At 47.6% G+C, this 19,066-nt stretch carries 11 protein-coding genes; 8 read left to right on the forward strand and 3 right to left on the reverse strand.

What is annotated here, in order from left to right:
• Positions 1-97: 97 nt before the first annotated feature.
• The 5 genes from Pan54_RS09440 (at position 98) to Pan54_RS09460 (ending at position 5,790) form a co-directional block, all read left to right on the forward strand.
• Positions 98-850, forward strand: a complete 753-nt coding sequence (locus Pan54_RS09440; protein WP_146503247.1) for a succinate dehydrogenase/fumarate reductase iron-sulfur subunit — start codon at positions 98-100, stop codon at positions 848-850.
• A 113-nt stretch (positions 851-963) separates the two neighbouring features.
• The gene (gcvT, locus tag Pan54_RS09445; protein WP_146503248.1) at positions 964-2,055 is read left to right on the forward strand and encodes a glycine cleavage system aminomethyltransferase GcvT; all 1,092 of its coding nucleotides are present in this window, start codon (positions 964-966) and stop codon (positions 2,053-2,055) included.
• A 120-nt stretch (positions 2,056-2,175) separates the two neighbouring features.
• Positions 2,176-2,997: an SDR family NAD(P)-dependent oxidoreductase gene (locus Pan54_RS09450; protein ID WP_146503249.1), complete on the forward strand. Its 822-nt coding sequence runs from the start codon at positions 2,176-2,178 to the stop codon at positions 2,995-2,997.
• Between the two features lie 332 nt (positions 2,998-3,329).
• Positions 3,330-4,691, forward strand: coding sequence for a serine/threonine protein kinase (locus Pan54_RS09455; RefSeq protein ID WP_165441688.1), 1,362 nt, complete (start codon positions 3,330-3,332; stop codon positions 4,689-4,691).
• A gap of 115 nt (positions 4,692-4,806) precedes the next feature.
• Positions 4,807-5,790 (forward strand): acetyl-CoA carboxylase carboxyltransferase subunit alpha, encoded by a 984-nt coding sequence (locus Pan54_RS09460; protein WP_146503251.1) that lies wholly within the window; start codon positions 4,807-4,809, stop codon positions 5,788-5,790.
• 337 nt (positions 5,791-6,127) lie between these two features.
• Here the strand turns inward: Pan54_RS09460 and Pan54_RS09465 are convergent, their stop codons facing one another.
• Positions 6,128-8,893 carry an AAA family ATPase gene (locus Pan54_RS09465; RefSeq protein WP_146503252.1) on the reverse strand — a complete coding sequence of 922 codons (2,766 nt, stop codon included), beginning with the start codon at positions 8,891-8,893 and terminating at the stop codon, positions 6,128-6,130.
• Between the two features lie 403 nt (positions 8,894-9,296).
• Between Pan54_RS09465 and Pan54_RS09470 the strand changes: the two genes are divergently transcribed.
• A complete protein-coding gene (locus tag Pan54_RS09470) occupies positions 9,297-10,625 on the forward strand; it encodes a hypothetical protein (protein WP_146503253.1) in 1,329 nt (442 codons plus the stop codon).
• A gap of 199 nt (positions 10,626-10,824) precedes the next feature.
• Positions 10,825-14,250 (forward strand): caspase family protein, encoded by a 3,426-nt coding sequence (locus Pan54_RS09475; protein ID WP_165441689.1) that lies wholly within the window; start codon positions 10,825-10,827, stop codon positions 14,248-14,250.
• A gap of 181 nt (positions 14,251-14,431) precedes the next feature.
• Here Pan54_RS09475 and Pan54_RS09480 read toward each other — a convergent pair whose 3' ends face one another.
• Both Pan54_RS09480 and Pan54_RS09485 read right to left on the reverse strand, forming a co-directional pair.
• Positions 14,432-15,640 carry a hypothetical protein gene (locus Pan54_RS09480; RefSeq protein WP_165441690.1) on the reverse strand — a complete coding sequence of 403 codons (1,209 nt, stop codon included), beginning with the start codon at positions 15,638-15,640 and terminating at the stop codon, positions 14,432-14,434.
• A 227-nt stretch (positions 15,641-15,867) separates the two neighbouring features.
• Positions 15,868-17,667, reverse strand: coding sequence for a c-type cytochrome domain-containing protein (locus Pan54_RS09485; RefSeq protein WP_146503256.1), 1,800 nt, complete (start codon positions 17,665-17,667; stop codon positions 15,868-15,870).
• Positions 17,668-18,219: 552 nt separating this feature from the next.
• On the opposite strand from Pan54_RS09485, the gene Pan54_RS09490 reads away from it, so the two are divergent.
• Positions 18,220-18,687 (forward strand): hypothetical protein, encoded by a 468-nt coding sequence (locus Pan54_RS09490; protein ID WP_146503257.1) that lies wholly within the window; start codon positions 18,220-18,222, stop codon positions 18,685-18,687.
• The last annotated feature ends 379 nt before the right edge of the window (positions 18,688-19,066 follow it).

A 19,066-nucleotide genomic window follows, 5' to 3' on the forward strand; every position in this document is an offset into this window, starting at 1 on the left:
GGGAAAGCGGAAAGCCGAATTAAAGTTTCAGTGGCTGAATCTAAACTTCGGCTTTCCGCTTTCCGCCCTCGGCTTTCGTAAACTTCAGGATCTTGTCATGAAACTGACACTCCACATCTGGCGACAGTCAAATACGGAAACTAAGGGCGAGTTCAAAACTTATGAACTTCCTGATGTCTCTGAACACATGTCGTTTCTGGAGATGCTCGATGTTTTGAACGAAAAACTGATTTCTCAGAACGAGGAACCAGTCGCATTCGATCACGATTGCCGTGAAGGGATTTGCGGTTCTTGCAGTATGATGATTAACGGTCAGGCTCACGGTCCCGACCTCGAAACGACTGCCTGTCAGTTACATATGCGGAAATTTAAAGACGGGGACGAAGTCTGGATTGAGCCATGGCGAGCCGATGCGTTTCCAGTATTAAAAGACTTGGTCGTTGATCGTTCTGCGTTTGATCGCATCATGCAGGCTGGTGCATTTGTTTCCGTGAACACGGGTAATGCTCCTGACGCCAATTCGACTATCGTACCTAAAATGAATGCCGATCTGGCATTTGATGCGGCCACATGTATTGGCTGTGGAGCTTGTGTTGCGGCGTGCAAAAATGCATCAGCGATGTTATTCGTCTCCGCCAAAGTCTCACAGTATGCTCTTCTGCCACAGGGGGATCCGGAACGCAAAACGCGTGTGCTGCGGATGGTGGCTCAAATGGATAAAGAAGGCTTCGGTGGTTGTTCGAATACCAATGAGTGTGAAGCGGCTTGTCCAGCCGGGATTAGTGTCAATAACATCGCCCGATTGAATCGTGAATATGTCAAAGCCACATTGACGTCACGCGAATCCTAAAAGTGTAGGGGATGCTTTGCGTGCCATTAAATATCCGTGCTTTTACCTTGGTTCGCAGAGAGTCCCTACAATAAGATCCAGCAGAGCAATTTTCTTTGACGAATGAGACGCAGATGAAGACTTCTTTGATCGAATGGCATCGCGCTCATCAGGCTCGACTCGTCGAATTTGCTGGCTGGGAAATGCCAATTCAGTATTCAACGATCGTGGAAGAACATAACGCAGTTCGTCTTCAGGCAGGGTTGTTCGATATTTCCCATATGGGGCGACTCTACATTGGGGGAGCCGATGCAGAAGCCTTTTTGAACTGGGTCGTCACGATCGATGTTTCGCGGCTCTCGCCAGGACGAATCCGCTATGCCTTGGCAACGAACGAGCAGGGGGGGATTCGCGATGATGTTCTCGTATACCGTCTGGAGAATGAATTTCTCGTCGTCGTTAATGCCTCGAATCGGGAAAAGATCGTCGAGTTCTGGAATACTCAATCCCAAAAATTTTCCGATGTACAGATCGATGACCAAACTCTAGAGACATCCATGATTGCTGTTCAGGGGCCCAAGGCTGTCGACATCATTCGTCAGGATTTTCCGCAAGCAGCTGATTTGAAGTATTACCATTCGGTTCAGGAATCAGGGCAGGGGGGAGACTTTCTAATAAGCCGGACCGGATACACGGGAGAAGATGGATTTGAATTCATCGGCTCCCCTGATGAAATCAACGCAATCTGGTCTCATTTTTATGAGCAGAATCAGCCAACACTGCAGGCCTGCGGTTTAGGATGTCGGGATACTTTGCGACTTGAAGCCGGTATGCCGCTCTATGGTCACGAGCTCTCAGAAACAATTGATCCTCTTTCTGCAGGGTTGAAATTCGCAGTCTCACTTAAAAAAGAGAGTTTCCTGGGGCAGAAACAGATTGTGTCAAAGTCCGAAGAGGGGTTAGAGAAACAGCGGGTCGGACTGGAGCTGGAAGGGCGTCGAATCGCCCGAGAAGGAGCGACGGTCGAAACTGCGGATGGGCAAACGATAGGGGAAGTGACATCAGGTACATTCTCGCCAACCCTCGAAAAATCGATAGCTATGGCTTATGTGCCCTCACAGTCAGCTGTAATCGGCACAAAGCTCCTGATTAATATACGCGGTAAAACTCACCCTGCTATCGTGACATCTCTCCCGTTCTACCAAAGATCATCTGTCACGGGATAAAGACTTGCGAAAGCTTATTTCTTAGGAAATAATCTTTTAACTCGTATACTGAACATCAGAAACTGTATTGTTTCTGAAATTCAATTAATCATCCCGCTCAATTCTTTCGACTCCCGCACCATGAAAAGATTTGAAGATTCAGCCGCTATTATTACCGGCCCCAGTGATCAGGGGATTGGTGGAGCTATTGCTGAGAGACTGGCTGATGAAGGTGCAGATTTGATTTTATTTGGTCTTGATAAGCCAACCCGTCTCATCAAACGTCTGGTTCGTCGCGGTACTTCGGTCTGCTGGCATAGAGTCGATGTGACAAATTCTCAGATGATTCAGGAAGCCGTTACTTGCTGTTATGAGGAACTGGGGCACATTGAGATTCTGGTCAATAATGCCGGTGTGGAATTCTCAAAGAAATTCGAAGAGATTGAAGATGATGAGTGGGATAAGCTGATTTCCGTCAACTTGACAGGGGCAATGAAAATGACTCGTGCGGTTTTGCCCTTTTTAACAGAGCAGGGCGGAGTCATTATTAATATTGCTTCAGTCCTGGGAATGGCAGGATGCCCAGGGTTTCATGCTTATTCTGCTTCAAAAGCTGGTTTAATTGGCATGACACAGTCTTTAGCCTTGGAAATTGCCCCTTACGGACAGCGTGCAGTGTGTGTGTCACCAGCCATCGTACAGACTCCGATGGCTCACAAACACAGTGCCGATTTAAGTTCGGAAGCGTGGCAAAAACTGGAAGATGCTCATCCTCTCGGGATTGGAAGACCTCAGGATGTGGCAGATGTTGTTGCTTTTCTAGCTTCCCATGAAGCCCGCTGGATGACGGGAATGTCTATTCCTTTGGGGTGGATTCCTTCTTTTGGTCTACCTGCACCGACAAATTCTTCGATGATTCACTCATCAGAACTTCGCAAAAAGCCGGTGATTTCCACCAAATAATTCGGTTATCCTTCTCCGAAAATGCTTTTTCTACGTATTTGCCCTGTCCGATACCGCAGCCTAATGCACGTTGATTTTGTGCGCAGCCGCTATTTCTCTCAATCGACACTTTCGACAGGCACTTTGTTTGTCGTATAATCAATTAAGTTGTATTGGGCAATTTTAAGGAATTGTGCCAAACGGAATGATCGTTGAATCTCAGCAAGCTGTTCAGCATTTCCTGAAATGATCGTTTGTCCGGATTGCGATTGACGAAAAATTGTAATGACTCGAAATCGGCTCACGAGATAGCCTGATTTTGAAGTAGCGGCTCAGTGGCCGAAGGATACATCGTGTCTGAAGAGCACCTCATAGATAATTACCGCTTGGTGAATTGCCTCGCGACCGGATCCTGCAGTCAGATCTGGGAAGTCAACGATCAGGAAACTGGCGAACGTTTCGCCATGAAGCTGCTACTGGAAGAGGCGTTTAAAAATGCTGAAATGAAGGCGACTTTAAAACGCGAATACAAAATTGCTGCCGGTCTCGATCACCCCAATATCATTCAGGTTTTTGGCCATGTTCAAACCAAAAAACATGCCTACATGATTATGGAACATTTTGGTGGCCCAAATCTGAAACAGATTATCCGTGGAGATATTCTGGTCATCCACATGCGGCTGCGGAAACTGGTGGAATGCCTGTTAATGGGGCTGTCTCATGTTCATGAGAAAGGCTGGCTGCATCGGGATGTAAAACCTGACAATATTATGATGACGAAAGCGACGGATGTCCGCCTGATCGATTTTTCTCTTTCCTCGAAAGCACCTTCAGGCCTATCTAAAATGCTGGGGGGGAAATCGAAATCCATTCAGGGGACTCGAACTTATATCGCGCCGGAAATTGTGCGTCGCAAACTCCCCTCGGCTCAGTCCGATCTCTACAGTTTTGGAGTCTCCCTCTATGAATGTTTGACAGGCAGACCCCCTTTCATGGGAACGTCTCCGAATGATCTGTTGATAAAACATATTCAGGAGCCACCGGCGATTCCCTCGGCTTTCAATGAGAACGTCTCTCCTGAGATGGATAAATTCGTTTTGCGATTGCTGGCCAAAAAGCCCGAGAATCGGCCCGATTCAGCCAGCGAAGCGTTATCTGAATTTCGCAGTGTGAAAATGTTTAACGAGGATCCTGAAGCTTATTCCACCGCAAAAATTACCAAAGCGAAGGCAGAGCTCGATGATTCTGTCGCATCAACTTTGGATAGTCGATCTGATGCTGAGCGACAACAGCGGATTCGTGATGGATTGGAAGTTGCACCGACACCCAAAAAACAGCCCCCGGCACCTGCTAAAAAGCCGGAACCGGAGAAGAAAAAAGCTCCGCAAAGACCTCAGCAGCCTGCAAATCAACCTCAGATGCAACCACCTCCGGGTTGGATGCCGGGACAGCAAATGCCGGGTCAATATGCCCCTCAACCAGGGCAACAAATGCCGGGCTATTATCCCCAGTATCCTAACCAACCCATGCCAGGACAACAGGCTCCACCTCAGGGACAACCGAATCAGCAACAGCAGCCACCTCAGCAACGTCCGCCTCAACCGAAGCCACCTGCTCCAAATTCACCACCAGCAAAAAAACCGGCTCCGCCTGCCAAGCCACAAGTGAATCCCGATGATTTACCATTTGCCGATGAATTGCCTGATTTCAAGTAATTTCGATACGAACATGCTGTGAGACGATCTTTTGTTTTCAGCTGGAATGAGATATTCTCCTCATTCCTCCTTATGACAACCTTACCAAAATTATATACAAATAAGACTACCGCTCATGACCCTTCGGCCACTGCCATTTGAACGTGAAATTCACGACTTAGAAGAACGACTGGAAAGTCTGGATGCTCAGCAGGATCCGACACCGGAAAAGCTCGAAGCCATCAAAAATATGCGTGCCGAGATCGTACGTCTGCGTCGAGAAGTTTTTGAGAACCTCGATCCCTGGCAAATCGTACAAGTTGCCCGCCACGAAAATCGCCCGCAGACACTCGATTATCTCGATCTTGTTTTCGATGAATTTATCGAACTGCACGGCGACCGCGCCTACGGGGATGATCGAGCGATCGTCACTGGGATGGCGCGAATCGATGGTCGCAAAGTGATGTTCGTTGGCCAGCACAAAGGTCGACATCTTAAAGAGAGAACTCTCCATAATTACGGCATGCCGCATCCCGAAGGCTATCGTAAAGCGATACAGAAGATGCAGATGGCAGCCAAGTACAATCTGCCGATTGTTACCTTTATCGATACCGCGGGTGCCTATCCCGGAATTGGTTCTGAAGAACGAGGCATCTCTTATCAGATCGCTTACAACCTTCGCGAAATGTCTCGACTGCCTACTCCGATCGTCAGTGTCGTGATCAGTGAAGGGGGGTCTGGAGGGGCGCTTGGAATTGGCGTTGGGAATCATGTTTGCATGATGCAGTATGCTTACTATTCGGTCATCAGCCCTGAAGGTTGTGCGGGCATTTTGTGGAAGCACGCCAAGCATGCCGATAAGGCCGCCCGCGCTCTGAGATTCACCGCCAACGATTTACTCGAGTTTGGTGTCATCGACAAAACGGTTCCTGAACCATTCGGAGGAGCTCATCGGAATCATCGTCAGGCGGCGACAAATCTTAAAGTCGAGATCGTTCAGGCATTGCGTCAGCTCAGCGGCAAAAGTCCACAAGAGTTGATCGACCATCGCTACGATCGCTTCCGAAAAATTGGCATCTTCGAAGAGGGAGCCGTGGGAGGCAGCGAAGCCGTCTCCTGAAATCATCGTCAGAAATTGTGTAACCGAGGAAACATACAAAAGCCCAGGATCATTAATGGTCCTGGGCTTTGTTATTCATCATGGCCAGCCATCCATTCTGAACTTTCTCATTCCGTTTTCGCTTTACAGAAACTTCCATTAATCCAGTGAAAGCCAGAATTTCAACCGATACCCAACGTCCGATAATGTCCGTTATGTATCATTCGACTGTAAAAAACGCCTAGACATTACGAAGGTAATTTTCGGGGAGTGCGTCTGAATGCTCAGTATGAGCCGAATGCGCGACCAGACATGTCGGACAGAATTTTGCCGCAGATAGCAACAGCTGCAATTCGATTTATGAATTGATTTCAGGCAGTCTCAGGAAGCGATCGAGATGGCCTCGGAAGATTTTATCGACACGCCCAGAACGGATGCCGGTGCGACGATCGCGAACGACTCCTGTCGATCCGGTTTCGTAAATCCGAATGATCCGACCTTCGTCAATTGGCCCCCTGCTCTGGTAAGCACTCACGTAAGATTTCATCAGCGGGACAAATCGCTCCTCCAGAGATTGCCGCGTTCCATCCGAGTGGACTCGCAAGGAAATCATCGAGGGCTCATGAACGAATCGCGCGTTCCATTGTGGACGCTGAATCAACCGGCCAGTTACATCGTGAAGAGTTTGCACATCGAAACTGATGTCGTCGCTGGAGATATCGGGGTTGAGCACATCCGCTGGCAGCACCTCCACTTGAATCCTCTCGCGAAGTTTTTCATTCATGTCGGAAGAACGTCTGGTCAATTCATGAATGCCATTTTCTTCCAACAGATAGGCAGTCGCTCCGAGTCCACTGATATGCAGAATCACACTGTCGTTCATTGGAGAGTCTGTCAGCTGATCGGAGATCACTTCGCATTTGAGTTTGAATCGACGAGCCCAGGATTTATACATGGCCGCAACTCGCAGCAATCCTCCTTGTGAGTCCCCTTTTCGATTTAGCACGGAGATCGAAAGATAGACATCTCCAAACAATGGTGATTCACTATCTTGATGAAACATCTCCAGAAGTTGCGTACGAATTTCGAGAGTGGCTAAATCGTCCTGCCCCAATTTGCGAGTCGCTTTGCGATCCGCCAGACGCCAGAGATAATCCAATTTCTTCGCTGCGGTTTCCAGTCGATGGATCTGGTCGGAAATGAACTCGGCTTCCTCGCGATTATCCCAGAAGCCAGGGATTGCGGTTCTCGCCAGTAGATTCGTTTTTCGAGCTGACCAACCCATGGATTGTTCTCGCAAATCCTGCACGCGTTCACGAATACGATCCAACTCATCCAACTCGGCAATTTGAAATGGCTCCGGAACCTGTTCGTCATCTTTAATTGGCGATTCCACTTCAATACTGATTTGCCGTTGCCGGGCAGAAAGATGAATGATGGAATCTGAAGGGACTTTCCCAGTGACCAGTTTTCGAGCCAGAGGCATTAGCAGGAGACGCTCAATGACTCGTTTGAGGGGACGTGCCCCGAAGGTTCGGGAATAACCTTCCCGAAGGAGCAGGGGAAAGACATTGGGGGCGATTTTGACTGTCAGGTTTCTTCCCGTCACTCCCGAGCGTTGCAAAACGCGATCGACTTCGAGCCGGGCGATTTTCTCAGCGGTATCTTTTGTGAGAGGCCGGAAGACGACAACGCGGTCGATGCGATTGATGAACTCAGGCCGGAATGTATGACCCAATTCACGATGAATTTCGGTATCCAGACTTTCCTGTTGTTCATTCTGGCCAAATCCAAATGAAGGTTCCTCCGAAATCTGACCTCCGACGTTGGATGTCATGATAATAATTGAGCGACGGAAGTCCGCGGTTTTTCCCTGACCATCTGATAGACGGCCCGCATCGAAAATCTGCAGGCACAAATCGTAAACATTCAGATGAGCCTTCTCAATTTCATCCAGCAAAATGATAGAGAAGGGCTGTTTGCGTACGATTGTCGTCAAGACTCCCGCACGTCCTTTGCCGCCATTGAGCCGTTCAAAGCCGTCGTAAGTGGCGAATTCACTCATATCGATTCGCGAGAGTCGTTTTGCATCGCCAAAACAATACTCTGCCAACGAGCGAGCCATTTCAGTTTTCCCGACCCCGGTCGGCCCCACAAAGAGCATCACTCCGTAGGGTTTGCCGGGATCGGTCAAACGAGACTTGATCAACGTGACGATATCGACAGCGGCATTGACCGCTTCGGGTTGCCCGATCACTTTCTCTTCAAAAAATGCACGTACCTCCTTCAGGTTTAATGGAATCTGATCATCAAGCAAATGAGTCGAGACGCCTGTCGACTTTTCGATGACCGAAAGAATTTCCTGATCGCTGGGAAGTTCATTTCCTTCCGTTCGATTGGCCAGAACCTGACGCAAAAGCCCGACGATGCGCCCTGGATTTTCAAGGCCAGCCTGTGAGAATTCCGAGAGTTCAAAAACGCGATCGACAAATGCAGAGGTGGGCTTCAAATCGACTTCTTCAATGACTTCGCAGGCAATTTGCTTGGTCAGCTCGTCATCGGCAGCTTTGAGTGTGATCTGTTGAAAGAGCCTTTTCAGGGCGGGATTCGCAGCAAATCCCTCCTGAAGTTCTTCCTCACTGCTTTCTCCCAGAATAACAATCTTTCCCTGTTCGATATGCGGGATCAAAGCAGAAGCGACATTGTTATCTGAAGAAGACGATCGCCCGACAGTGGTAATTTCATGAAGAGCGGGAATATAGAGAATGACTTTATTCGGCTTGGAAATAACTTGGAGAAGGTTCGATAATTGCGTTTCCCATTCCCCAAGATATCTCGTCCCTTTCAGAAACTCCGTCGGGGTGATTTGTACTATCGTCCAACCAGTGTCCTGTTCAACCAACTGATGGGCTAGTTCGTAAATCAAGGCCGTCTTGCCAGCTCCCGATTCTCCAGTGAGAACCGCACAACGGGCATTCTCTTCCAGTAGGATTTCCCGGAGATCCTGTACGAGCTTTTCGCGATGCCAGGCACGAGGCAATTTTGAGAGAACGGCTGAATCTGTGAGGATGGTGCCGAGTGATTCGAGCAGACTGTAGTCGCTGCCAGAGAGTTCAGAGGACATGAGCGTGACCGGACCGCCAGGGGCGACTTCAAGAAAACGCGGGGAGATGAGGACCTTCTGAGTGTGTGAATCGTAGTCATTCGATTATGCGCCAGCTCCCCTGCTCTTTTCAAACCGTAGCGACGGGAATTTGAAAAAGATTTGTTAGATTCTTTCCTACGTCTACAGGATATCAGAGTTTTAACAGGTCAATAAAATGTCAGTGGATCTTGATCTCTATGTAAGAAAACATGGTGATTTTCTGGAAATGCCTTATGATGTCTGGAAGATTAAGTGCAGTTCTGCGTTACAAAAGTGACAATTCATTTGAGGATTAATCCTCAAAATAAGATTTCTGACAACCCGATTACCAAATTGATAGAGGCTGAAAATCATCATTTTGTAATGGGAGGAGACCGTAGCTGTGAGTCAACCGAAAAGTATTAAGTGCAGCAAATGTGGAGCCGCTCTGGGGCTTCCACAGAGCATTGAACCAGAAATGCGACTCGTCTGCGGAGCTTGTGGACATAAAATGAAAGTCCGGCAGCCGGAACCCGCTCGGGAAGTCGTAGCCCAACCACTCTCTCCCCCATCGACTGGAGGAGGAATTTCACCAACAACAGTCATGATTATGGCTCTCCTGTTTGTTGGAGCCGGAATTGGCATTGGGTTCGCGATGACTCAATTGAATTCAAACTCTTCAGAGAAACCAGATAACACGTCCACTGTTGCCAGTTCAGACAAAAGCAATCAGAAATCAGATACCGCCGCTGATAATAATAGTACTTCCGAAACGAATAAGAATTCCTCGGAATCTCCTTCTCCCCCAGTCACGAAGGCGAATACACCCGAATCTGCTGTTGATAAGCTGGCAAAAGTTTCCACCGAGGATGTGAAAGCCGCTGCGACGACTTCTGCTAACTCAGGACGTCGCTTTCTTTCGGCTTCAGGTCGTGAGCTTGCTGTCGGCGATTTCGTGAGTTTTGATGGGGCAGTCGTTGTTATCAAATTGGTCAATAAGGAGCAGAAACGAATTCCAATTGATGAACTTAGAAAGGAAGATCAGGAGTTTGTCTTTAAGCAGCCTGCAAATTCTCGTGCTGACCTTCCGCCTGAGAGCAAAACTCAGGTTGCCTCCAATAAGGACCTTCCTCCAAGTGGCCCGCCCGGTGGACCACCTCCCAGTTCCACTGCTCCAGCAATGAATAATCCTAACGGTCCAGATGGACCAGCAGGTCCCCCTGCGGATGCCCCGCCCGGTTATCCGGTCGTCAGAGACTGGGTGAATGCGGATGGGCAGCCGATGATTCGTGGTGAATTTGCCGGGATGAAACCAGGAGATCGAGTGATTATCAAACTCCTTTCGCGTGAATGGACACCAGTGGAACCGGTCAATGGACAAAATATTCGCCCTTTCCGAGGAGTCTTCTGGGTCTTTTATGAGGAGGCCCCTGCTGGCCCTGGTCAGAAAGGAACCGTCATGGTTCGTGTGGGTGAAGCAACCATTCCGGGACATTCGCTGAGCTGGATCGATATCCCACTCAACTCCTTTTCGGAACCGGACCAGGAATATCTGGGAGCAATTGAAGGACTGAGAAATTACGCCTCTGTGCCCAACAACAAATTTCTGCATTTTCAGGTTCCCATTCTTGAGTTGTCCCAACCCGATCAGGACTATGTGCTTTCGGAACTTAATCCCCGCCCGCGAACATCGCCAGAAACTCCACAACCATTATTTGGTCCACCACAGTAGAGAGATTCATCAATACGCATTATCGAATATTTAGTTCACCATTCCCTTTCGTCTCAGACTATTTTATTCTGACTTTTGGATTCATTAGATTCCAACTCTCACATATAGTCTGAACGAAAGTGAAACTATGCGCCGCGTAATCGCAATACCCTTCCTTCTCATCTTTGTTATTTCTTTAACAGCATCTCATGCTGAACCTGTGGTTAAGCAGCCGTTTGTAGATGGTGGCCCACCTCGTTTTGTTTTGGATAAACGAGGGCCTTCAGGAGTGACGCACGGTTTCGGGTTCTCTCCCGATAGCAGCCTCCTCTATACCGCAGGCGTGGATAAAAGTGTCGAGGTCTGGCAGCTTCAACGCGATCCTGCTGCTAAGCCAAATGAATTGGGACAGTTACGATTACTGCAGATCAAATCGATCCCCTGGGAAATTTCGCGGGGTTATCGTGGACAGATTCTGGCGATGGATTCATCGCAGGATCATCTGGCTATCGGAGGATACGCCGCTCGTACTACGGGCGATATTATTCTGATCGACCGAAAACTGGGGCAAGTCGAGCAGGCCCTCCCCCCTTCCCGGCTGGATGACTCTTCGAATGGTCATCAGGAAACCATTCAGGATTTGAGCTTTTCTCCCGATGGTCAATCACTCGTCAGTGTCAGTCAGGATGCGGAAGTTCGCATCTGGCAAGCACCTCGGTGGGAGTCTGTCGTCTTGCGAAAGGGATTTCCAGAGTATTTTAATCGCTCTCTCCCCGTTCAATTTCTGGACAATCAACATGTCGCCGTGATGGGTGCCCAACAGATTGTGATCTGGGATATTTCTCAGCCGGGTCAATTCATATATGAAATCTTGCGTGAAGTTAATAATGATGGAGTTTCGCGAGATATTACAGCTATTTCTAAACCTGCAGACGATCAAACCTGGTTTACCGCTGATCAAAGTGGATTGATTCAGCAGTGGAAAGGTTTCGTGAAGCCTCAACTCGTCCGGTCTCTCCGCGATAAAGGCCCAACTCCAGCAGCATTGAGTTATACACAGGATGGGCGCTGGCTGGCTGTTGCCAATTTAAACCAGCAACCGGCTCTGGAATTATGGAACCTGAGCCAGTCCCCTGCTCTGTTGGCCGGTACATTTACAGAGACTGACTTAGACGATCTTCCAAATTGCCGCTTCAGTCCAGATGGGAATTATCTGACAACTCAGCACGGAATTGCAGGAATTTTTCATCTGTTTGATTTGGAAGCAGCTCAAAAAGCAGGACTGGACAATCTGCTCTCTGATGAGAACTATCGAATCGACGTGGATCGTCAGAATCAGCTATTTACCGAGATCAACTTTGTCGCTCCTGCTCCAGATAATCAGCAGAGGCGTGATTATCAAATGGAGTTGAAGAATGGCAGCGGAAATACATTCACGCTGGATTTGACACCACTGCGATTTCGGCGCGATCTGGAACAGCGGGATGTTCAACTTGTTTCCAATCAGCAGACATCTGGAAATTGGACATTCAACGAAAGCTTTCGTTCCCGGAATGCGAGCGAGAATTCATTGATCAATCTAGAAAATCGTGCACTTGGCCTCAAAACATCAATTGTGCTGGACCGACGAATGCAAGGATTGATGAGCGATTACTGCTGGATTCCTGCCCCGCCGGAGGCTCAGTCTCAGGAACCAGTAGGAGTCGCGATTGGAACCGTGAGCAACTATGGCGTTTATGTTTATCGTTTGCCAACGAAGGTTGGCGAGCAGGCTCAACTGGTGCGATACTTTCGGGATCATAGCGACGATGTACTCTCATTGTGTTGTTCACATGATGGCCGCATCCTGGCTTCGAGCAGTCGGGATCAAACATTGAAATTCTGGAATCTGAGCGGAATCGAAACTTCTGGCCCACTCCAGAATCTCCAGTGGGGAGCTAATTTTGATGTGACACAGAATCGACTTCAGGTGACAGAAGTGACCGATGGCGGTATTGCGGCTGGTCGTGGACTTTTGCCGGGGGATCGAATTGTTCGATTGGAATCCGCGGCTCAAAAGCGATACAGCTCCGATGTTCGCGAAATGCAAAAGATTCTGATGAATCAGGTTGTCTGGGAAGATTTGTATGTCCAGTGGGAACGTGGCATTGAAACGTTTGAACGTCGCATCACTCCAGCCTGGGAACCGATCACAACACTCTTTGTCAACGCGAACCTGCACTGGGTTGCCTACACTTCAGAAGGGTATTTTAAATCCTCCGCATTTGAAGGGGATGAACTGGTTCAGTATCTTGTCAACCGCGGGCCAGGTCAACCGCCGCGAATTGTCAAAGCTTCTCAGCTTCGCTTGAAATATGATCGCGGAGGAACGGGAGATCGGTTCTTTGATTTTCTGTTAAGGGAACGCAGTACGAATAGAACATTTCGACTTCTGAGAGAACCAACCGTATCCAATGCGAGTGACAAACTTGCAGAGGAAATTGCCAAGTTGCCGGAAATGCGAATTCTCAGGCCTTATGTCGGTGAACGCTTTGAACCTCAGGATTCCATTCCGGCTGAGGTTGAAATTCTGATGTCGGATAAATCGGGATACGAACTGACCGATCTGGTTGTTGATTTGGACGGCATCCCCCTGCCCTCTCCGGATGACATTGAAAAAACAGTCGGAAGAACACGCTTGAAGTGGAATCGTATACCGCCCGACCATTGCAGTCCCATCAGTCGATTTCGTGTAAAAGCTGTGCGTAAGGATGAGGACAACAACACGTTCGACCACCGTCTCTTCGGAGAGGCAAGTGTTGTATTTGCTCCGCAGATCGAGTTGAACCCAGCCATCCGAATTCATCTCATCCTGCTGGCCTGCAAAGATTATTCGCCAACAGGTGATTACTCACCATTGCTTTTTCCCATAATTGATGCTCAGAGTATCTTGAAAATGTTCAAGCAGGTTTCACCACATTATCAGCTTGGAAACGTGGAATTTATTTCGAGCCAAAGTTTAGATCGCAATCTGCAGAAAGCAGATGTTGATAACGCCATCAACAGGACGCAACAGACGATTTTAAAGCAAGCTGATGGTGATGATTCCCGTAGGGATGTCATTGTTGTTTTTCTAGGTGGGCATGGAGATGCCGTTGATAATCATTTTGTCTTTGTGACAGAAAATGTGGAAAGCAAAGAGCATGATTTGACAAAACATGGTATTCCCTGGAGTACGTTTCAAAACTTGAGAACGATTCCTGCACCGACAATCTTTCTGTTGGATGCCTGCCATAGTCACAATGCCACTCATGACGAGACAGCTGTTCGAGAGTTTGCACACGATGCCGATTTGAGTGGATTCTTCGTTCTCTCGGCCACCAGTGATCAACAGGAACTTGCTAATGAAAGTGCAAATCTAAAGCATGGATTCCTGACTTATATCATTCTCAAGGCGGCTAGCGAAGCTGATGGTATTAATCCCGACCACAATCGTTTTCAAGGAGATGTCGAGTGGCCGGAGATTGTTGAATATGTGAATAAACAGTTGCCGTTGATCTCAGGGAACGAACAGATCCCATCATTCGCTGCAAGCCGAGATCTTGAAAGCCAGATGTTCACGATCCCCATGTTCCGCCCTAAAGGAGTTTTAAACAATAATCCATAATGTCAAATCATTGTGCTGCTGGCAGATCAATACTACCTGACGTCATACGAGTTTGCTCGCAGAACACTCAGGAGGTATCTGCCTTATGGATTTAATATGTACGGGAAATCGTTATTTCAATTCATGATGGACATAAAAAAAGCCACCCGAAAATTGGGTGGCTTTTCTATTTTGGAGTCGTTTATTTAGGCAATTGTGCGTCATTATGATCGACTTTAACATCGTAGCGAACTGCGATTGAGGCCAGTGGTGTGTTTCGGTCGAAGTACAAAGCGGTTGGTTTTTTGCTGTCCCCGGCTGTATCTCCCTTTTTCATGCCACCATCCTGAGTGGATGATTTCTTCGATAGTAAGTAGCCAGGTTTTGCTTCTGGTGTCTGCCAGGCTGGATAGAAGAGAACGGTGACGACACCGATGTTATTGCGAGGTCGTTTCAGTTTGACGGCTTCGCTGTTTGCGACATCAGTCACAAGAAATTCGTAAACTTCCTGATCGGTTTTGTGCCAGCCTTTGACGAGCAGGGAGCCCCCCTTGCCTGTCTTATAATCGTTCTTTCGAACCAAGAATAGTTTATTGATTTTGTAGCCGGGGATTTCTGAGTACTCGAAGACAGAAATGCCGTCGATAGAGACATCGGCGACGACATCGTGAGGAGATTTATTATTGACGCGAATCCCAATCACATCGCCGAAGTTGTAGTCGACAAATGGTTTGCCTTTGTGAAGATAGGATTTCTTCTCGACGAATTCCCCATATTCATTTTTGACGAGCAGTTCAACAGAAAAATCACTACCTCTTTCGGGCGAGACACTGGCATTATCAACAACAACTGTTGACAACTGGTAATCATCGACCGAATTCTGATCCTGGTAGGATTTGGCGATTTCTTTGTTAACGTATTCTTCCCGCTTTTGTGTGGCACTCACGCCTTCTTTGAGAGCTTCCTGTTCAATACGACCGTCTTTGAGATACTTAGTCACATCGACATTCGTGCCGGTTCCTTTGAGCGTGTCGGACTTATCATCGATAACAAGATCGACATCCTGAGTAACTGGAATTGTCGTAATTGGCTCATAATTTCTGCTGAGCAAGGTCGAGACAACACGAATCTTTAAATCATCTCCTGCAATCGCAATGCAACGACCTTCGAGCGTCATGCCGTCTTTTGTGTCGAACCCTTTGGCTTCAATTAAAACTTTGAGAATCCGTTGTATTTCCGGACCACTGCCGCCGTAGTAATTGCCAATTAATACAGAAGTTTCTTCCTTCTGTTCAAGATAAGTACAAACTGTATCGGCAATAACCTGGCAGGCATCCTTGAGTGACATTCCGGCTTGAGCCGTTGTTCCTGAATGAAGTGCAATTCCTAGTAGGATGAGTCCTGGAAACACTTTGTTTCTGATCGATGCAAGAAGTGAATACATGATTCTAAGCCCTTATTGTGTGTTGTTAAAGTTTGTATGCTTATGGAACGGATGAGGTATAATGTTCTTCCCTGGAAATCTCAAAACGTCAGTAAAAATCACATTAGCCGCAGGCCGGATGAGGGGATCCCTTAGACGTTCTTATTTCTAGTAACGCGAATTCCCTCCCCCAGAGGGAGAGGGAACTGATTCTATTAATATTTCTGAGCTCCTTTTCGAAGAATCGGCTGGCCGAGACCCAGCACTTCGCAGGCTTCCTGATAGACTGAAGTCCCTCCGACAATTGAATCCCACATCGAACGTTTGTAGACGAGGTCAGCTGGTCGATCAGCAAATTCCGGTCGCAGAAGTCCCAAGCCGAGGTCGATCAAATCATCGTCATTCAGATTGATTTGCGAAGAATTTTCATACCCGAGTTCACAGGCGATATCTTCGACTGTCATATTTTTGTCGTATTGTCGAGCCACGAGTGAAATTGGTTCAGGAAAAGATTCAATCGCTTTGTCCTTATCTTCACCGACTTGCAGAAATGGTCCAATGGTTTCGACGAGCAGGAGTAAATGGTCGCGGCGATCCCTTTTCAGGACTTTCTGCATTGCATAGACATCATAAATTTCGTCAATCAATTCCCGAGCCTTGGCATGGCGAACCGCATGGGAGAAACTGATCACATCGTCAAAGCTCTTGGTGCCGTGCTTGTGGCAGGTAATACAGGAGAGTCCATTAACGATTTCCGTTGTTCCGGAAACTCTGGCCCCGTCGGCTACAATTGAAGTTGGGCCGACATCGATTCGTTTACCGTGATTGTCGATCAGCATGTAAGCCTGTAAGCCGTTAGGCAGGCGATAGATAATCTCACCACCATCGTGAGAAAAACAGAACTTATTGATGATCTCATCGCCATGATCTGGCCCCAGGGGATATCGTGCAATATTGCCATTGCCCGATTCTTTCTGGAAATCGTAGCTGATCCAGTAAGAACCGTAGTTGGAACGATGGCGATCCATAATACGGTTCTGGCTGGAAATCCCACTGACGAGCACTCCAGCACGTAGCATTTCCCCCTTTTTCAAATCCTGCATTCGATTGACACCCAGACGGGCTTCCAGATCGTAAACATCTTCAGGAATGTTGAGGAACATGTGATACAAAGGGGGACGAATTGCTTTGGCGACGAACCAGTCGGCCCGGATATCGGTGAAGTAATCGAAATACCCATCGAGATTTCGTTCGATATCTTCAAACAGTTCGTATTCGGCTTTGTTTCTGGTATTCGGCATCAATCCATAGGGATAATGATCGAGCATTTTCGACCAGATTTGAGCCGTCCAGCGGTAGTCGTCCAGGTCGATGCGATAAACGGTATTGTATTTGTCGATCGCTTTAGGCAGCACGATGACATCGGAAAGGCTGATGCTGTTTAAGGCTTTGGATAATGCGGCACGGTGTAGTCGCAGATCGTATTCTGAGATTTCCGGGTTGTTGTGCAGATGGACCAGGGAAAGATATTTGGTTGTGCCTTTATCGCGGCTATCCAGATCATCCGTATCTTCTTCAATCCACTGGAGGACTTGCAGTCGAGAAATATGGTCTCGATCAGCTCCTGATTCCGGAATGGGAGCCCCTGCCAGAATCCAGTTCCGCAAAGTTTCTTTTTCCTCAGCTGCCAGAGGGACGGGAGTGACATAGTCGTCCGGGGAAACCGGCATGTTATCCTCTTTAATGACTTCCCAGATCTTGGAAGCAATCGGATCGCCGGATTTAATAAAGGGTTTACCAGTTCGATTGGCAAACAGAACATCGCGATCAAGGATGCGTAATCCTGAGTAGGTTTCTTCTCCCCCGTGACAGCTGTAGCACTTCGCCTTGAGGATGCCAAAGGCCTGATTGGCCAGAACCTGAGGATTTTCATCAGCTGTAGCAACTGATCCGATCAGGCTGGATGTGATAATCGCTGAAAGAAACAGCGATGTGGAAAACCGATAACTGTCCATTGTGCTGACCCAATATCTACTGAATTTGTGTTTCGTTGTTGTGTTCACTGTACCAAAGCAACTAACAAAGTCTCAATTGCTATGTCAGGTTTATTGGGAAACGAACAGACATTGGATGTCTTCTCGTGAAATTGAATTCTTATTCGGAAAAATGGTAAATTCGTTTATCTTCCTGAATTGAATGAATAATATTGCCTATTCAAGAAATAACTGCAGCGTTCAGCAGGAGCAAACACAGCGTATTTAGGACATTAGGTACCCAAGCGACTGCAGCAAACCATTTGAAAATGGTCTAATCTGGATTCCATCCCCCTGTTTGTTTTGCAAATTTTGCGATTATGAGTATGAAGGGTTGAATCTGTTTGCGAACTGCGATTAAATCTGGTTAACATCTAAACAGCATCTGAGCTGCAAATCTCAGATAAAAATGAAAATGGAATAATTTCAATAATTTCGGGGAAGAATTCCTGGAGAACTGCGTTTCAATGATGTCTTCAACGACACACGAAACAAACACAAATCGAATCTCCGAAAACTCGAAGGAAAGAACAGATGACACGCACAATCAGAAACACAATGCTACTTACAATGATCGCCCTGATGGGAGGAATTGCCGTCGAACAGGAAGCCCGCGCATTCCAGGGCTATCGCCAATACTATGGTGGCTGGAGCTACAAGCCGCAGCAGCGATATCATGTTCGCTCCTACTACTACAAACCGACACCGAGCTATGTGGGCTATCGCTACCACTACTGTGTGCATTACCCCAAACGCCCCCGCTACGTGTACTACTACAACCCATATTCACGCACTTATTGGGGGCGATTCGATCTCGAAGGCAAAGATGGTGCTCACTACTCTTTGCTGAAGAATGAAGATCGCAAGGAAAACCTGGAAGAAATTCCAGAATCAGCCTTCCCGGCTGCCAGCAAAATGCCGCAGATACCTGAAGCAGAAGATGACATCCAGATTGATGTGATGCCCAAAGATCTACCAACGGCTGAAGACACACCACAATAATCAGACCGCTTAAAGCAATAAAAGCCATTGATGTACAATCTGCATCAATGGCTTTTTTCTATGGAATCGGCAAGAGTGAATTCAGGCAAAATGGGCATGATTCGCTGCTCGAAAATGATAATAACCAAGAATGAAGACCGGGAGAGCCTTCGCTCAACCTCAGATTAATTCTGGAGTGATAACCAACATTAGACGGGGTGCCAAAAGTCGAGAGATTGGGTTGCCAGAAATTCACTTCACACAGATTACTTCTTCAGCTTCCATGACATCCCCATCGCAGCAGGGATTTATTCGATCCTTAGGATCGACTCCCTGAGGTCGAAGAGTTACCAATTGCATGAGAGAAGTTGAGCAGGTGTCAGATCCTCAAGCCCGATTT

This window comes from Rubinisphaera italica (assembly GCF_007859715.1).
GTDB classification, from domain to species: domain Bacteria; phylum Planctomycetota; class Planctomycetia; order Planctomycetales; family Planctomycetaceae; genus Rubinisphaera; species Rubinisphaera italica.